This is a genomic window from Lysinibacillus sp. 10T31 (assembly GCF_056394365.1).
Map to the genome: position 1 here is coordinate 1 of NZ_JBFTHS010000054.1, position 17,646 is coordinate 17,646.

15 protein-coding genes and 1 rRNA gene are annotated in these 17,646 nt (G+C 37.4%); 7 read left to right on the top strand and 9 right to left on the bottom strand.

Annotated elements, in window-relative coordinates:
* The 8 genes from AC1DCY_RS22755 to dnaA all read right to left on the bottom strand — a co-directional run.
* A 16S ribosomal RNA gene (locus tag AC1DCY_RS22755) occupies window positions 1-96 on the bottom strand; the annotation flags it as partial.
* 468 nt (window positions 97-564) lie between these two features.
* Window positions 565-1,647 (bottom strand): HD-GYP domain-containing protein, encoded by a 1,083-nt coding sequence (locus AC1DCY_RS22760; RefSeq protein WP_477353737.1) that lies wholly within the window; start codon window positions 1,645-1,647, stop codon window positions 565-567.
* 145 nt (window positions 1,648-1,792) lie between these two features.
* A complete protein-coding gene (gyrA, locus tag AC1DCY_RS22765; RefSeq protein ID WP_477353739.1) occupies window positions 1,793-4,264 on the bottom strand; it encodes a DNA gyrase subunit A in 2,472 nt (823 codons plus the stop codon).
* 25 nt (window positions 4,265-4,289) lie between these two features.
* Entirely contained in the window at window positions 4,290-6,224 is a 1,935-nt protein-coding gene (gene gyrB / locus AC1DCY_RS22770) for a DNA topoisomerase (ATP-hydrolyzing) subunit B (protein WP_477353741.1), read from the bottom strand.
* Between the two features lie 91 nt (window positions 6,225-6,315).
* Window positions 6,316-7,431, bottom strand: coding sequence for a DNA replication/repair protein RecF (gene recF, locus AC1DCY_RS22775; RefSeq protein WP_477353743.1), 1,116 nt, complete (start codon window positions 7,429-7,431; stop codon window positions 6,316-6,318).
* A 3-nt stretch (window positions 7,432-7,434) separates the two neighbouring features.
* Window positions 7,435-7,659 carry a S4 domain-containing protein YaaA gene (yaaA, locus tag AC1DCY_RS22780; protein WP_477353745.1) on the bottom strand — a complete coding sequence of 75 codons (225 nt, stop codon included), beginning with the start codon at window positions 7,657-7,659 and terminating at the stop codon, window positions 7,435-7,437.
* 200 nt (window positions 7,660-7,859) lie between these two features.
* Complete coding sequence (gene dnaN, locus AC1DCY_RS22785; protein ID WP_477353747.1) at window positions 7,860-8,996, bottom strand: DNA polymerase III subunit beta; 1,137 nt, start codon at window positions 8,994-8,996, stop codon at window positions 7,860-7,862.
* 169 nt (window positions 8,997-9,165) lie between these two features.
* Window positions 9,166-10,515, bottom strand: a complete 1,350-nt coding sequence (dnaA, locus tag AC1DCY_RS22790; protein WP_477353749.1) for a chromosomal replication initiator protein DnaA — start codon at window positions 10,513-10,515, stop codon at window positions 9,166-9,168.
* Window positions 10,516-11,073: 558 nt separating this feature from the next.
* Between dnaA and rpmH the strand changes: the two genes are divergently transcribed.
* The 4 genes from rpmH to jag all read left to right on the top strand — a co-directional run bounded on the left by rpmH (window position 11,074) and on the right by jag (window position 13,521).
* Window positions 11,074-11,208, top strand: coding sequence for a 50S ribosomal protein L34 (gene rpmH / locus AC1DCY_RS22795; protein ID WP_004233310.1), 135 nt, complete (start codon window positions 11,074-11,076; stop codon window positions 11,206-11,208).
* A gap of 101 nt (window positions 11,209-11,309) precedes the next feature.
* Window positions 11,310-11,654: a ribonuclease P protein component gene (gene rnpA, locus AC1DCY_RS22800; protein WP_477353752.1), complete on the top strand. Its 345-nt coding sequence runs from the start codon at window positions 11,310-11,312 to the stop codon at window positions 11,652-11,654.
* 290 nt (window positions 11,655-11,944) lie between these two features.
* Window positions 11,945-12,715, top strand: coding sequence for a membrane protein insertase YidC (gene yidC, locus AC1DCY_RS22805; RefSeq protein WP_477353754.1), 771 nt, complete (start codon window positions 11,945-11,947; stop codon window positions 12,713-12,715).
* Window positions 12,712-13,521: an RNA-binding cell elongation regulator Jag/EloR gene (gene jag / locus AC1DCY_RS22810; protein WP_477353756.1), complete on the top strand. Its 810-nt coding sequence runs from the start codon at window positions 12,712-12,714 to the stop codon at window positions 13,519-13,521. Before yidC ends, jag begins: the two co-directional genes overlap by 4 nt.
* Before the next feature lie 33 nt (window positions 13,522-13,554).
* On the opposite strand, the gene AC1DCY_RS22815 is transcribed toward jag, so the two are convergent.
* Window positions 13,555-13,761, bottom strand: coding sequence for a hypothetical protein (locus AC1DCY_RS22815; protein ID WP_477353758.1), 207 nt, complete (start codon window positions 13,759-13,761; stop codon window positions 13,555-13,557).
* A gap of 125 nt (window positions 13,762-13,886) precedes the next feature.
* Here AC1DCY_RS22815 and AC1DCY_RS22820 point away from each other — a divergent pair, with 125 nt between their 5' ends.
* The 3 genes from AC1DCY_RS22820 to mnmG all read left to right on the top strand — a co-directional run bounded on the left by AC1DCY_RS22820 (window position 13,887) and on the right by mnmG (window position 17,498).
* On the top strand, window positions 13,887-14,018 hold the full coding sequence (locus AC1DCY_RS22820) for a hypothetical protein (RefSeq protein ID WP_477353760.1): 132 nt from the start codon (window positions 13,887-13,889) through the stop codon (window positions 14,016-14,018).
* Window positions 14,019-14,188: 170 nt separating this feature from the next.
* Window positions 14,189-15,574 carry a tRNA uridine-5-carboxymethylaminomethyl(34) synthesis GTPase MnmE gene (gene mnmE, locus AC1DCY_RS22825; protein ID WP_477353762.1) on the top strand — a complete coding sequence of 462 codons (1,386 nt, stop codon included), beginning with the start codon at window positions 14,189-14,191 and terminating at the stop codon, window positions 15,572-15,574.
* A gap of 28 nt (window positions 15,575-15,602) precedes the next feature.
* Complete coding sequence (gene mnmG, locus AC1DCY_RS22830; RefSeq protein ID WP_477353764.1) at window positions 15,603-17,498, top strand: tRNA uridine-5-carboxymethylaminomethyl(34) synthesis enzyme MnmG; 1,896 nt, start codon at window positions 15,603-15,605, stop codon at window positions 17,496-17,498.
* Window positions 17,499-17,646: the final 148 nt, after the last annotated feature.

Below are 17,646 nucleotides of genomic sequence, written 5' to 3' on the forward strand. Positions count from 1 at the left end.
CGTCAAAGGAGCAAGCTCCTTCTCTGTTCGCTCGACTTGCATGTATTAGGCACGCCGCCAGCGTTCGTCCTGAGCCAGGATCAAACTCTCCATAAAAGAAATTTGATTAGCTCAAATTGTTTTGCTGGCATCATGTTTGATGTCCAAAAATTTGTTTCGTTCACCAACTCAAGGTTAGCTACTAAAAACTTTATTGATTACGTTTTGCTTGTTCAGTTTTCAAGGTTCATTTACTTAGTTTTAAGTGTCACCTCTTGGCGACTCACTAATAATATCAAGAATCTAAAACTATGTCAACACTTTCTCAAAAAAAATCCAATAGTTTTTAAAAATCTATTATTCTCCTTCTATATCACCATGTTAAGGGAATTTAATAAATTGCCACAGGACGTGGCGTGCTTAGATTAAGTTACTTTTCAGTGGATGTTTGTACACCCGCTGAAAAGTAACTTAAACCCACATTCATTTCATCACCTATAGAGGTAGAAAATTTCTGTACCTGTCGTTACGCTTTCACTACAGAAAATAATTACTGAAAGAAGTTAATGGGTTGACCTTCAACTATTATAAATTCGTGATAATACGTGAAATATAGAAAGTACGATTTTTACCTAAATCAAATATCTCTCCTGAGTGACTTAATTTGATAAGTGGGCGAGTTGGTGCAAATTTATTTATAAACATCACTTCGCCTTGTTCCAGATTAGATAGTTCAACTATTGTTCCTATAGGAAGGTCGGCAACAATATCTATTAATGCACGAACTACTTTAATATCAAACTTCCCAAATTCGGATTCATTAATCATCTCTATAACTTTAAAGGAAGATTGCTTTGTTCTATACACTCGCTCACATGTCATAGCATGGAATACATCTGCAACAGCGATGATTTGAGCGAAAGTAGAAATATTTGCGATTTTTTCCCCTTTCGGATAGCCACTACCATTTAAACGCTCATGGTGCTGGAAAATAGCCTCTTTCATTGTATCCTTTAAGATCGTTAAATCTTTGACCATATTATAGCTATAAATCGGATGCTTATAAATTTCATTAAACTCTTGCTCTGTTAAGGTTGTTTTTTTATCACGGATACGTGGATGAACTTTTGCCATTCCACAATCAGCTAACAACCCTCCAATTGCAACTTGAATTGAAATTCCTTTGTCATAGCCTAATTTTTGTGCGATCACGGAAGAAATCAATGCTGTTGCTACACAATGGTGGTACAAATAGTTTTTGGGATTTGAATACTCATTTAAATCAAAGATTATAGTACGATCTTCTAAAACCATTTCTAATAATGGCAAAATAATTTTACGTGCTTTCGTAATATCGACCTTTGCACCAGCTTCCCAATTTTTAAATTCCTTTTTGAATTGTTCAATAGAATTGTCATAAATCTTTTTAAAAGTTGGAATAGCCTCTATTGGAACAACTAATTCTGTTTCTTTTATCTCTAATTGAGCCTCTATACCATCTTTATAAACTGGGACTCTCGAAATATTAAAAGCAAAAAAAACCGGTAAATGTTCATGGGAAATTATCGTGTTTTTAAAAATTATTGGATATTGTGTATTAGCAAAAATATCTTCAGAAATTACTTTTCCAACGCGTAACTCTGAGATAGGGACATGTATAGTTTCCACGCAATTAACTCCTCTTCACTATTTCATTTGCTTACATATAAGGTTATTTTATTTTATCATGGAATTCAAAATAATTACTTATTTTTCATGATTTATGCAAAAAAACCGATGAACGGCAACATTAGCTGTCGTCATCGGTCTTTTATTATTCTTCTACTTGATCATCATCATTTTCTTCGTTAGATTCTTCTTCTTTTTCAACTTTCGCTACAGTTGCAACAAGCTCTTCATCACCTAAACGAATTAAACGAACTCCCTGTGTACTACGACCAATTAAAGAGATATCATTCACATCCATACGGATTAACATGCCGTTAATTGTAATAAGCATTAAATCTTCTGAACCATCAACAGTTTTTACAGCTACCATTGGACCGTTTTTATCAGTGATTTGAATTGTTTTTAATCCTACACCACCACGGCTCTGTAAACGATATTCCTCTTCAGAAGTACGTTTACCGTAACCTTTTGCTGTGACAACTAAAATTTCCTGTCCTGGTTCAACGATTTCCATACCAACTACTTCGTCACCATCACGTAGTTTAATACCTCGTACACCACCCGCGGTACGGCCCATTGAACGAATATCCTCTTCTTGGAAACGCACTAACATTCCGTCACGAGTACCGATAATCACTTGTTTATCGCCATCTGTTAAACGAACAGAAATAAGATCATCATCTTCTCGTAAACTTATAGCTATTAAGCCATTTGTTCGGATGTTAGCAAATTGAGATACTGGTGTACGCTTTGTAATACCTGTTTTAGTAGTAAAGATAAAGTATGCATCTTCATCAAATGAACCGACACGGATCATTGCTGTTACTTTCTCACCTTTTTCAATATTGAGTAAGTTAACAATCGGTAATCCTTTCGCTGTACGACCAAATTCCGGAATCTCATAACCTTTTGCTCTAAATACTTTTCCTTTTGAAGTGAAGAACAAAATTGTATCGTGTGTAGATGTATTCATAAGATGCTCTACAAAGTCATCTTCATTTGTACCCATACCTTGTACACCACGGCCACCACGTTTTTGACTGCGATATGTATTCGCAGCTAAACGTTTGATATAACCATTGTGCGTTAAAGTTACGACCGAATTTTCGACTGGGATTAAATCCTCGTCCTCAATCATTTCTAAACCACCAGAAGTAATTTCAGTACGTCGTTTATCGTTAAAGCGTTCTTTTAGTTCTAATATTTCAGTACGAATAATATCAACAATTTTAGTCTCATCCGCTAAAATCGCTTTTAATTCAGCAATTAATATTTGAAGCTCTTGATATTCTGCTTCTATTTTTTCACGCTCTAATCCACTTAAACGAACTAAACGCATATCTAAAATCGCCTGTGCTTGACGTTCAGATAAATTGAATCGTTCCATTAATTGTGGTTTCGCTTCATCACCACTTCGCGAACCACGGATAATAGCAATAATTTCGTCGATATGATCAAGAGCAATACGTAAGCCCTCTAAAATATGCGCACGATCTTCTGCTTTCCTTAAGTCAAATTCCGTACGACGGCGAATAATAACCTTTTGGTGCTCTAAATAATGATACAGCATTTCTTTTAAGCCCATTACTTTAGGCTGACCATTTACTAATGACAGCATATTAACACCGAAGCTCGACTGCATTGCTGTTTGTTTATATAAATTATTTAAAACTACATTAGCATTTGCATCTTTGCGAACTTCAATGACTACTCGCATACCACGTCGGTCAGATTCATCACGCAAGTTTGTAATACCATCAATTTTTTTATCGCGTACAAGCTCTGCTATTTTTTCAATAAGCTTAGCTTTATTCACTTGGTATGGTAATTCATGAATAAGAATTGTTTCTTTACCATTTGATTTCTGTTCAATCTCTACCTTTGCACGAATAATGATAGAGCCGCGACCTGTTTCATAGGCACGACGAATACCGCTACGTCCCAAAATTAATCCACCAGTTGGGAAATCAGGTCCTGGGATAATTTCCATCAATTCTTCTGTTGTAATAGCCGGGTTTTCAGAAAGTGCAATCACTGCATCTATCGTTTCACCAAGTTGATGTGGCGGAATATTTGTCGCCATACCAACCGCAATTCCTGCCGCTCCATTTACTAATAAGTTTGGATAGCGACTTGGAAGAACAATAGGTTCCTTTTCTGAACCATCATAGTTATCTGTATAGTCAATTGTGTCTTTATTTATATCGCGAAGCATTTCCATTGCAATACGAGACATACGTGATTCTGTATAACGCATCGCTGCCGCTCCGTCGCCATCGACAGATCCAAAGTTACCGTGACCATCGACTAACATATAACGATAGCTGAAATCTTGCGCCATACGTACCATTGCATCATAGATGGATGAGTCACCATGTGGGTGGTATTTACCCATTACATCCCCAACGATACGTGCTGATTTTTTGTACGCTTTATCTGCTGTATTCCCTAGCTCTTGCATGCCATATAATATACGGCGATGTACAGGCTTTAATCCATCTCGTACGTCTGGTAATGCACGAGAAACGATTACACTCATCGCATAATCGAGGAAGGATGTTTCAATTTCTTTTGTTATATTAACTCCTTTAACACCGGAGCGTTCTTGTTCTGACAAAGTGTAGACCTCCTCTCAAGAAAAATTAAATATCTAAATTAGCGTATACAGCATTTTCTTCGATAAATTGACGACGCGGTTCAACTTCATCGCCCATTAAACGCTCAAATGCTTGGTTTGCTTTAATTGCATCATCTAATTCTACTTGTAACAATGTGCGGTGCTCAGGATCCATTGTAGTTTCCCAAAGCTGCTCTGCATTCATTTCTCCAAGACCCTTATAGCGTTGCACATTTGGTTTTGGCATTTTTGGTAGTCGTTCTAAAATTCCTTTTAATGTTTCTTCATCATAGCAATATTCAACATGCTTACCTTGCTTTACTTGATAAAGAGGTGGCTGTGCAATATAAATATAACCTGCCTCTACGAGCGGTCGAAGGAAACGGAAGAAGAATGTTAGAAGTAATGTGCGAATGTGGGCACCATCGACATCGGCATCTGTCATAATAACAATTTTATGATAACGAGCCTTTTCTAAAGTAAACTCTTCGCCAATACCTGTGCCAAATGCTGTAATCATTGCACGGATTTCTGCATTCGACAAAATTTTATCTAAGCGTGCTTTTTCGACGTTAAGGATTTTACCACGTAACGGTAAAATTGCTTGGAAGTGTCGGTCACGTCCAGATTTCGCAGATCCTCCGGCAGAGTCACCCTCAACGATATAGATTTCACATTCAGCTGGATTTGTAGATGAACAGTCAGCTAATTTACCTGGCAAGCTTGATACTTCAAGTGCACTTTTACGACGTGTAAATTCACGTGCTTTTTTAGCAGCGACACGTGCACGAGCAGCCATTAAACCTTTTTCAACAACCTTACGAGCGACAGTTGGATTTTCTAGCATAAATCGTTCAAAACCATCTGAGAATAAGGAGTTAGTAATTTGGCTAACTTCTGAGTTACCAAGCTTTGTTTTTGTTTGTCCTTCAAATTGTGGATCAGGATGCTTAACTGAAACAATAGCCGTTAACCCTTCACGAACATCCTCACCAGTAAGATTTGTATCTGACTCTTTCAATAGCCCATTTTTTCGCGCGTAATCATTAATAACACGTGTCAGAGCTGTTTTAAAACCAGACTCATGTGTACCGCCTTCATACGTATTAATGTTATTAGCAAATGAAAAGATATTTGAAGAGAATCCAGCGTTATATTGCATAGCAATTTCAACTGAAATACCATCCTTTTCTCCAAGAACATCTATTGGATCATGGATTGGCTCTTTAGATTGATTCAAATGCTCAACATAAGAACGAATACCGCCTTCATAATGATACGTAGTAGAACGTTCCTCGCCTTCGCGTTCATCAGCAATTGTAATCTTGATACCACGATTTAAATAAGCTAATTCACGAATACGATGTGCTAAAATATCATATTCATAAACAGTCGTTTCTTTAAATATTTCAGGGTCTGCTTTGAAACGAGTAGTAGTTCCATTATGATTTGAATCACCGATAACCGTTAGCTGTTGAACAGTTTTTCCACGTTCAAATTTAATTTCATGAATATGACCCTCACGATGAACTTGAACGATCGTCTCAATCGATAAAGCATTTACAACAGATGCCCCTACACCATGGAGACCACCAGAAACTTTGTATCCTCCACCGCCGAACTTACCACCAGCATGGAGCACTGTCATAATAACCTCAACAGCAGGCTTACCCATTTTCTCTTGAATACTTACCGGAATACCACGACCATTGTCTTCTACACGAATCCAATTGTCTTTTTCTATCGTTACATTTATATCTGTACAAAATCCTGCAAGTGCTTCATCAATACTATTATCGACAATTTCCCATACTAAATGGTGAAGCCCTTTAGAGCTTGTTGAACCGATATACATCCCTGGTCTTTTACGTACCGCTTCTAAACCTTCTAATACCTGTATCTGATCGGCTTCATAAGCTTGATTTTGTAAACCTTCGTTCTCTATAGCCACGGCTTTCATCTACTCCTTCATAACATCATTGTGTGTAAATGAATGAACAGTCAACCGAGCTGACTATTACCATTCTTTTGTAATCTAAAAAACTCCCTGGCTAACTTTCTTCAATCGCTCCTTGTTTCACGTGAAACAGCTGTGCATGCTCCATCGTTTCATGATGAATTCCTTCAACACTTGTAGTCGTAACAAAGGTTTGAACTTCACCTTGAATGGTATTTAATAAATGCGATTGACGATAATCGTCGAGTTCCGACAATACATCATCTAAAAGTAGTATGGGTGTTTCATTTGTTTCTTGTTTAATTAACTCGATTTCAGCAAGTTTTAATGAAAGAGCGGTTGTACGTTGCTGTCCTTGTGAACCGTATGTCTGAACATCATAGTCATTTACCAAAAACTGCAAATCGTCTCGATGTGGACCAACTAGTGTTACACCTCGGTCAAATTCACGCGGCTTAGCTTCTATTAGCTTTTTATGCAAGAAGTCTTCAATTTCACTGGAAGTATGCTCTTTTTCAATACCAGCTACTGTGCGGTATTTAATAACTAACGTTTCTTTCCCTTGTGAAATACCTGCGTGAATTGGTTCTGCCCACTCCTGCAATAAATCCATAAATTGAAATCTTTTTCGAATAATTTGAGTAGCTGCGTGAATATATTGTTCATTATAAACCTCGTACATCACGTCATCTGGCATTGCTTTACCTTGATTCATTTTCAAAAAGTGGTTACGTTGCTTTAAAATTTTTTGAAAGGTTAATAAATCATGTAAATAGACAGGCGAAATTTGCCCAATCTCCATATCAATAAAACGTCGTCGTATTTGCGGACTTCCCTTTACAACGTTTAAATCTTCGGGTGCAAACATTACGACATTCATTTGGCCAATATAATGACTTAGGCGACTTTGTTCTATGTGATTTATCTTACCTTTTTTGCCTTTTTTAGTAATCGTAAGCTCAATCGGTAAAATACCATGCCTTTTTTGAACGGCCCCTTCTATTTTACCATAGTCTGAATCCCAACGTATTAATTCTTTATCGTTCGTCGTGCGGTGGGATTTAGCCATCGCCAATACGTAAATAGATTCCATAACATTTGTTTTTCCTTGAGCATTTTCACCAATGAAAACATTAATTTTTGGAGAGAAGTTTAAAGCTAAGGCATCATAGTTACGGTAATTTGTAAGTTTTAATTGCTCTATATGCATAATTTATTGTCCATCGGTACCCACGATACGAAATCGACCACATCCAGGAATATTTACAATGTCACCGTCACGTAATTTACGACCGCGGCGATCATCTACTTCTCCATTTACATATACATCATTTTCGTGTAAAAACCACTTGGCCATACCACCAGAGCTAATGGCATCAGTTATTTTTAAAAGCTGCCCTAATGTGACAAACTCTACATCAATTTCAATGTCCTTCATAGCTGAGTTCCCCTCCAAATACAGATCGTCTATCTCTCTATCATACCTAAAAATTCGCCATAAGTAAAAAAAGATAGCCGCAATTAGCGACTATCAGTACATTTTTCAAAGTCTTTTGAGTTTGAAATTATGGAGTTTATTCTCTCCAGCAAAAATTGTTTACTGCTTTCAACTGATTCTGAACACAATTAGGCCACGGCTTAATAAGTACGTACAGGTAAAATCAATTGTAAAATAGCATCGTCATGAACAGAACGTAAAATAAACGGTCTCATTGCTCCTGTGAATTGAATGACTACCTCTTGACCATCAATTGCTTTTAATGCTTCCATCATGTATTTCGCACTGAAAGAAATTTTTAAGTTCTCCCCTTCCAATGACTCAACAGGAATTTCCTCTTGGACTTTACCGATTTCTGGAGAGTTAGAAGAAACTTCTACAGCTTGATTATCTAAAATTTCAAAACGTACAACATTATTACGATCGCCGCGAGCAACAAGAGATGCACGATCGATTGCTTGTAATAATGATTTACCATTAATCGTTAGATTTGTTTGGTACTCTTCTGGAATTAAACGTGATGTATCTGGGTAGTTACCTTCAAGTAAACGAGAGAAGAATAATACTTCTCCAGTTTTAAACAACACTTGCTGACTTGTCATAACAATTTGCACAAGATTTGTAGAATCCTCTAAAACTTTATTTAACTCATTTAAGCTTTTACCAGGAATTACAACACTATGTTCAACCTCAGGTAAATTTTCCAGTTGAACTTTACGTCTTGCCAAACGGTGGCTATCTGTTGCAACACAGATTAATGTTTCATTTTTTATCTGCCAGTTTACACCTGTCAACACCGGTCTACTTTCTGAAGTAGCAACAGCGAATACTGTTTCACGGATAATCGACTTTAATAGATCTGCAGGAATAGTAAATTTTTGATCCTCCGTTAATTCGGGTAATAAAGGATATTCAGTAGCATCTGAGCCAATTAAGTGGAATTCAGATTTACCTGAACGGATATGAGTTTGGAAACCAGTTGTTACTTGAATTTCAACCTCATTTGTTGGTAACTTACGTACAATTTCATTAAACATACGAGCTTGTACAACAATTGATCCTGTTTCTGTAATATTAATTAATTGTTGGCCATCTTCTTCAACTGGAATAAATGTTTGAATTGTAATATCAGCATCACTACCTGTTAAGCTAATACCCTCTTCTGTTACATCGATTTTTATCCCCGTTAAAATTGGAATAGTCGTTTTTGAACTTACGGCTTTCATGACATCATTTAAACCCTCTAATAAACGGTCACGTAAAATATTAAATTTCATTCGTTTTCCCTCACATATTTATATTATTTATTTATATAAAATAAAAAAGATATAGTAATAGGTCCTGTGGATTTGTGGATAAGTACTTTTAAGTGAATAAAATCAGTCTATCCACATGTAGATAGACTGTGTATAAGTTTGTGTTTAAATGTTTGTGTTGTCCACAGCTTTATTTTCCTAGCATGCTTCGAATTTGTTTAATATCTTGCTGTAGCTGAACGTCATTTTTCACCATAGAAGATATTTTTTCGTGAGCATGAATAACAGTAGTATGGTCACGTCCACCAAATTCTTCGCCAATTTTCGGCAGCGAAAAATCTGTTAATTCGCGAGATAAAAACATGGCTACTTGACGCGGGAAGGCAATTAACTTTGTACGTTTTTTCGCGGAAAAATCCTCTAAACGAATGTTAAAATGCTCTCCTACTGCATTTTGAATGTCTAATATCGTGACAGTTCGTGGCTTTGAATTAGGAATAATATCCTTTAATGCTTCAGCAGCCAAAGTCGCATTAATATCCTTGTTAACAAGTGATGAATAGGCTACGACGCGAATAAGCGCACCTTCAAGCTCCCGAATATTGGAGTCAATCTGGTTCGCAATATAGAGCATGACTTCATTTGGTACTTCTAGACCATCAGCCTTTGCTTTTTTTCGAAGAATGGCGATACGAGTTTCCAAATCAGGAGGCGCAATATCTGTAATTAGTCCCCATTCGAATCGAGAACGTAAACGATCTTCCAATGTCGGTATTTCCTTAGGAGGACGGTCACTGGAAATAACAATTTGTTTCGATTCTTCATGCAATGTATTAAAAGTGTGGAAAAATTCTTCCTGAGTTGATTCTTTTCCAGCTAGAAATTGAATATCATCAATTAGCAGTACATCTACATTGCGATATTTATTGCGGAAATCAAGTGCCTTATTATCTCGAATTGAGTTAATAAATTCATTTGTAAATTTTTCAGATGATAAATATACCACCTTTGCATTTGGATTGTGTTCCAGTACATAATGACCAATCGCATGCATTAAGTGTGTTTTGCCAAGTCCTACTCCCCCATAGATAAAAAATGGGTTATAAGCCTTTGCAGGCGCTTCTGCGACAGCTAGCGAGGCAGCATGTGCAAAGCGGTTACCAGAGCCAATAACAAACGTATCAAAAGTATACTTCGGGTTTAACATACCTGGTGAAATATCATGGTGATCGTTATTTTTTGCTTGGATAATCGGCGCTGGTAAATCGAAATCGTCCGAATCCTGGTTTTTTTGAACAACAAACTTAATAAGCAAGTCTTCGCCTGTAAGCTCCGTTAATATACCTGTAATCAAATGAATATAATGATTTTCAAGCCAGTCTCGAGCAAACGAATTTGGCGCAGCAATTGTCACAGTAGAACCACTACCATTGTAGGAAAGTAGTTTAGTAGACTTTAGCCACGTTTCGAAGCTTGGTTTAGAAATTTTTTGTTCAACTTGAGCCAGGACATTATTCCATAGTTCTTCTAAATGTTCCAAGCTGCTAATCTCCTTTACAGTTCAATACATAAAAAATAGCGCATTTATAGAAACGGTAAATACGTTCATTTTACAACTAGTCCACAAACTCACAAGTTGTGGATAAAAGTTAACCAAAGGCTGTGATAAAAATTATCCACAGCATATCAACAGTTGTGGATAAAATAAAAGTTCATTTCAGTTTTCAACAAAGTGAAGCACAGATATCGTATCAGAAAAACAAAGCTATTTCAATAGTTTGTGAAACTTATCCACATACCTTTTATTTATGCACGTCCAAGTTGTCCACAAGGTCTGCTTATGTGAAAAAGGTGTAGATAAATGTTGTGGATAAAAAATAATGCAAAAAATACTATACACAACTCTGTGTAAAAAAAACAAGTACTCTGTGGATAATTTATATTTATTCAATAGATGATGATCGAAGTGAATATTAGACATAGAATTTGAGTAAATATAGAAATTTATAAAATTCATTGACAAAATAGCTAGTTACTTTATATAATATTCGAGTCTGTATGTTGAAAAATTCAACTCATCCAGGAGGTGTCTATATAAATGAAACGTACTTACCAACCAAAAAAACGTAAGCACAGCAAAGTTCACGGTTTCCGCGCACGTATGAGCACGAAAAACGGTCGCAAAGTTCTTGCTGCTCGCCGTCGTAAAGGAAGAAAAGTATTATCAGCATAAAATAAGTCCACTGAGACACATCAGTGGTCTTTTTTTTCTTTATTTTTGGTAAACCTAGAAATGAGGATCAAAGGATAATTATCGAGTAGCAGGTGAAAGTAATGAAAAAACGCCAACGAGTGAAAAAAAATGATGATTTTCAAAAGGTGTTTAAAAAGGGTAAATCTTTCGCTAATCGTCAGTTTGTCGTTTATTTTTTAGAAAAAGAGGGACAAACAGAATTTCGTGTAGGATTATCGGTTAGTAAAAAGCTTGGGAATGCAGTAACACGCAACCAGATCAAACGCTATATTCGACAAAGTATCCATGAATTAAAAGATGAGATAAAGCCGAATATGGACTATGTTATTATCGCCAGACAACCGGCGGCCACTATGGATTTTCATGAAGTAAAACAGAGTTTGCAGCATGTACTACGAATCGCAAAGGTATTAAAGAAGACGTAATATGGATGGCAACCAAAGTGGTGAAAGAGAAGCGTTTCTGCGCGAAAGTGAAGTCACGGAAAATACGCTTTGGGGTATTTTTGGAATAGGGTTTCACTGTGATATTTGAATTATTAGTAACATTACTTAGTAAATATGTGCACGTTGTTAGAATATTTAGTAGAGTGAAACGATATATGCATGATAAAATAACTGATAACTTTATTCAGTCGCAGGAAACTGTAAATGTCTAAAGAAGAGAACGCATATAGTTTTAGAAAAAGTGAATAGTATTTGTAGGGGGAAAAAGGTTGAAGAAACAACTTTGGGTAATTCTGTCGCTAGCATCTGTAGCATTACTACTATCTGGTTGTACAGAATTCAAAGAACCAATCTCCAAAGAAAGCACAGGCTTCTGGAATGAATTCATTGTTTGGCCGTTAGTGTCAGTGATTAAATACTTTGCTGATATACTTGGTTCATATGCATGGGGGATCATTGTTGTAACGATTATCATTCGTTTAGCAATTCTTCCGTTGATGATTAAACAAACAAAGAGCTCTAAAAAAATGCAAGAAATTCAGCCGAAATTGAAGGAATTGCAAAAGAAGTATGCTTCTAAGGATGCACAGACACAACAACAGTATCAACAAGAGATGATGAAGCTTATGGGTGAGTCTGGTGTCAATCCACTTGCTGGATGTTTACCTGTATTCATTCAAATGCCAATTTTAATTGGTTTCTACCATGCAATTAGTCGTATGAACGCTACACCTGCTTTTGATTTAGGGAATTTCTTTATTTTCCCGTTAGCAGATCCTGCACCGGCATTAGCAATTACTGCTGGTTTAATGCAATTCCTAGTTTTACGCACGGGCCCAGCGATGGATAACCCGCAAATGAAAATAATGATGTACATTATGCCATTTATGATTATTTCTTTCGGTATGGCATTACCAGCAGCATTATCACTATACTGGGTAATCGGTAACATTATTTCGATTGCTCAAAACCTGTTTATTTACAAACCTTGGGAAAAAAACAAAACACAACCTGCTCAAAATGGAGGGGCTAAAAAGTGAAACAACTTACGCAAATAGGCGCAACAACACAAGAAGCGATCTCATTAGCGTTACAGAAACTTGGCAAAACCCGTGAACAAGTAGATGTTGAAGTTTTACAAGAAGGTAAAAAAGGATTTTTAGGTTTTGGGGCACGATCTGCAGAAGTTCGTGTAACAGTAAAAGAAGTACAGGTTCGACCAATAATTGAAGAAGAAAAAGCTGAACAGCAAAATACGACTCAATTTGTCGAACCAACAGTAATAGATGATGTTGAAACAATAAGTTCACAAGTTTCTGAACAACCAAGTGATATCGAAGCTGTTCAACAAATCGTAGAGGAACAAAAAGAGGAAGAAGAAACCTCAGTAAACCCAATTGAAGATGCAAAGACTTATTTAGTAAATATTGCTGAACAATTGGATATTCATGATCTTGAGGTTGAAACGACACGTGAAGGGAAATATGTATTATTTCAACTGAAAAGCGAGAAAGCTGCACTGCTTATAGGAAAACGTGGTCAAACATTAAATTCCCTGCAGCAATTAACACAACTTGTGTTAAATAAAAGTGCCAAGCAGTTCTTAATGGTGAAATTAGACGTAGAAAACTATCGTGAACGTCGTCAAGTAGCTTTGGAGTTACTGGCAGATCGTATGGCGGATAAAGCACTTCGCTTAAATCAGCGTGTGACTTTTGAGCCAATGCAGTCGTACGAGAGAAAAATTATTCATAATCAATTGGCAAATCGCTTTGATATTGAAACATACTCAGAAGGAACGGAGCCTAATCGTTATTTAGTCATTGAACCTGTAAAGAACGGTTAAACTTCGTAAAAACATACAGACAAAAATCTAAAGTCATTTTATCGTCATGATAAAATGACTTTTTTTATGTTGTTGAAAAACAAGATGGTCAAGGTAATCTTTGTGAATGTTGTGGTGCCTCAGATGAGGGTGATTTCCGTTCGAGGCTACTCGCTTTGTCGCTGACGCTTCGCTTTCGCGCAGAGCAGAGCTTCCTGTGGGCTCGCGTCGAGCCGCTTCCTCCACTGTTGTTGCTGCCACCGCTTTCACACATATAAACATTGGTGAAGATTACGTTTCATCACTATAAATTTTGAGATTTTGAGTGACATGCCAGAAGATATGCCTAGTGAAGTGGTTGATTGGAGTGGAGACTGAGCGACTCCTTGGGGATCAGCGTCACAGATGAGACCCTGGAGCGAGCAACGCGAGTGAAGCGGCTCATCGGACGCCCCCAGGAAAGCGCTCAGTCGGAACGGAAATCAAGCCCTCGTTTTGCCGAAGAGCCATACTTCTAATGCTCGCAACTTTTGTCGAAATATGTGCTATAATGTAGAGCTTTCTTATTATCCACAATTGGAAATTATCCTTACTTTAGATTTTGCAGAAAATATGTTAGTCTAAGGTGTTAGTAAGTATTGGTCGGTTTTATTTATCCACATGTGGATAACGTTAAGGAGGTCATTAAATGGAGTTCGATACAATTGCTGCGATATCCACACCTATGGGTGAAGGAGCTATTGCTATTGTTCGTTTAAGTGGGGACGAAGCAGTCGCGATTGCAGATAAAATATTCAGATCGCCTGGTGGTAAAAATTTAACAACGAAGGCTTCACATACAATTCATTATGGACATTTGGTCGATCCAAAAACAAATGAGGTTGTAGAGGAAGTAATGCTGTCATTAATGCGCGGACCTAAAACATTCACTCGTGAGGATGTAATAGAAATTAACTGTCACGGGGGACTAGTTTCGGTGAACCGTGTATTAAAGCTAGCGTTAACAAATGGAGCAAGACTCGCAGAGCCAGGTGAATTTACAAAACGCGCATTCTTAAATGGACGTATCGATTTATCACAAGCTGAAGCGGTCATGGATTTAATAAGAGCAAAAACTGATAGAGCGATGAATGTTGCGTTGGGACAAATGGATGGCAAATTATCGCGTTTAATTGGTGACTTACGCCAAGCATTACTAGAGACATTAGCGCAAGTAGAGGTTAATATAGATTATCCGGAGTATGATGATGTAGAAGAGATGACGGTACCAGTATTAGTAGAAAAATGTACTTGGGTACGAAATGAAATTATTAAACTTTTGCAAACATCTTCTCAGGGGAAAATATTACGAGAGGGTCTATCAACTGTTATTTTAGGCCGCCCAAACGTTGGGAAATCTTCTCTTTTAAATAGCTTAGTACAGGAGAATAAGGCTATTGTGACAGATATAGCGGGTACAACTCGTGATATTATAGAAGAGTACGTGAATGTACGTGGTGTTCCGCTTCGTTTAGTTGATACAGCTGGTATTCGAGAGACAGAGGATATCGTCGAACGAATTGGTGTTGAACGTTCACGCGAGGCGTTGCGTGGTGCAGATTTAATTTTATTTGTTTTAAACTACGCAGAGGAATTGACTGTCGAGGATGAGCGTCTATTCGAAACAATTCAAGCGATGGATTACATCGTTATTGTCAATAAAACAGATCTACCGCAAAAAATTGATGTAGCTCGTGTCAAAGAGCTAGCAGGCAATCGTCGCGTTGTGACAACTTCTCTTTTACAGGAAGAGGGCATCACAGAGCTAGAAGAAGCGATTGCTGCGTTATTCTTTGAAGGGCAAATTGAAGCGGGCGATTTAACATATGTTTCAAATGCAAGACATATTGCATTACTTCATCAAGCACAAGCAACGGTCGAGGATGCATTAGCTGGAGCACAAGCTGGTGTACCTGTTGATATGGTGCAAATAGATGTCACTAGAACTTGGGAAATACTTGGTGAAATTATCGGCGACACAGTACAAGAAAGCCTAATCAATCAGTTATTTTCACAGTTCTGCTTAGGAAAATAATTTTACTAAAGAAAGGAAGATACGAGCTATGCCAACAAATTATGAGGCAGGCACGTTTGATGTTATCGTAATTGGCGCAGGTCACGCAGGATCTGAAGCTGCACATGCTGCTGCCAAAATGGGTGCTAACACACTGATGTTAACAATCAATTTAGATATGATTGCATTTATGCCATGCAATCCTTCCATTGGTGGTCCTGCCAAAGGAATTGTAGTACGAGAAATTGACGCATTAGGTGGCGTCATGGGGAAAGTTATTGATAAAACGCATATTCAAATGCGTATGTTAAATACAGGGAAAGGTCCTGCTGTGCGTGCATTACGTGCACAAGCGGACAAAGTTTTATACCAACAAGAAATGAAACGCATCTTGGAGGAAACTGAGAATTTGACAATTCAGCAAGGAATGGTGGAAGAGCTAATAATTGAAGACGGGGAAGTCCAAGGTGTTATTACACAAATTGGTGCTATTTACCGCGCTAAAACTGTTGTTATCACAACAGGTACATTCCTTCGTGGTGAAATCATTATTGGTGACGTAAAATATTCAAGTGGTCCTAATAACCAACAACCGTCAATTCGTTTAGCTGATAACTTAAAAGAGCTTGGTTTTGACCTTGTGCGTTTTAAAACAGGTACACCACCACGAGTGAATAACCGTACAATTGATTATGATAAAACAGAGATGCAACCAGGAGATGATGTTCCACGTGCATTCAGCTTTGAAACAACTGAATTCATCATGGATCAGTTACCTTGTTGGTTAACTTATACAAGCCTAGAAACACATGAAATTATCGAGGCCAACCTACATCTTTCACCGATGTACTCAGGGATGATTAAAGGTACGGGTCCACGTTATTGCCCTTCTATTGAAGACAAGGTTGTGCGATTTAACGATAAACCGCGCCACCAAATTTTCTTAGAGCCAGAAGGTCGCAATACACGTGAAGTATATGTACAAGGGTTATCAACTAGCTTACCAGAACATGTACAAACACGTTTACTAAAATCAATTCCAGGCTTAGAAAAAGCAGAAATGATGCGTGCTGGCTATGCTATTGAGTACGATGCAATCGTGCCAACACAATTGTGGCCAACTTTAGAAACAAAACGTATTAAAGGTTTATATACTGCTGGTCAAATCAATGGAACATCAGGTTACGAGGAAGCGGCTGCTCAAGGCTTAATGGCTGGGATAAATGCTGCTGCTAATGTGCTTGATAAACAAGAATTAATCTTAGGTCGTTCAGATGCTTATATTGGCGTATTAATTGATGATCTAGTAACAAAAGGAACAAATGAACCGTATCGCTTACTAACATCTCGTGCAGAATATCGTTTACTACTTCGTCATGACAACGCTGATTTACGTTTGGTAGAGCAAGGGTTTAATATGGGAATGATTACTGAGGAAAGACATGCAAAATTCAATGAGAAAAAAGAGCTGATTGAAAACGAAATTGCACGTCTCCGTGAAGTGATTATTAAACCAAATGAAGCAACACAAGCTGCTATTCGCTCTGTAGGTGGTAGTGAGCTAAAAGATGGTATCCGTGGAGCAGATTTATTAAAACGTACAGAAATGCATTATGAATTAATTTCTTCGTTAATTCCAGCAGACATAGAGTTTTCGGATGAAGTGAAGGAACAAATTGAAATTCAGCTTAAATATGAAGGTTATATTGAAAAAGCATTGCAACAAGTTGAGAAGCTTCATAAAATGGAAAATAAAAAAATCCCTGAAAATATTGATTATGACGCTATTTCAGGTCTAGCAACAGAAGCTCGACAAAAATTAAAACAAGTTACACCACTTTCCATTGCCCAAGCATCGCGAATCTCTGGTGTAAACCCAGCAGATATTTCAATATTACTTGTTTATATTGAGCAAGGTAAAATCGCACGCGTTAGTGGCGAATAATTAACAACAGTAAAGTGAATAAGAGGCGGGCATACCTTTGTGCCCGCTTCCTATTTTTAACTTCTTTCAGCATTCATCTCCCATCTCTATAGGTGGTGAGATGAATGAGGTTTTAAGTCACTTTTCAGCGGGTATCCAAACATCCGCT

Excerpts from the sequence above, each read along its gene's own strand:
- recF (WP_477353743.1), bottom strand. The coding sequence starts at position 7,431 with ATGCATATAGAGCAATTAAAACTTACAAATTACCGTAACTATGATGCC.
- yaaA (WP_477353745.1), bottom strand. The coding sequence starts at position 7,659 with ATGAAGGACATTGAAATTGATGTAGAGTTTGTCACATTAGGGCAGCTT.
- gyrB (WP_477353741.1), bottom strand. The coding sequence starts at position 6,224 with ATGAAAGCCGTGGCTATAGAGAACGAAGGTTTACAAAATCAAGCTTAT.
- mnmE (WP_477353762.1), top strand. The coding sequence starts at position 14,189 with ATGGAGTTCGATACAATTGCTGCGATATCCACACCTATGGGTGAAGGA.
- rnpA (WP_477353752.1), top strand. The coding sequence starts at position 11,310 with ATGAAAAAACGCCAACGAGTGAAAAAAAATGATGATTTTCAAAAGGTG.
- mnmG (WP_477353764.1), top strand. The coding sequence starts at position 15,603 with ATGCCAACAAATTATGAGGCAGGCACGTTTGATGTTATCGTAATTGGC.
- dnaN (WP_477353747.1), bottom strand. The coding sequence starts at position 8,996 with ATGAAATTTAATATTTTACGTGACCGTTTATTAGAGGGTTTAAATGAT.
- rpmH (WP_004233310.1), top strand. The coding sequence starts at position 11,074 with ATGAAACGTACTTACCAACCAAAAAAACGTAAGCACAGCAAAGTTCAC.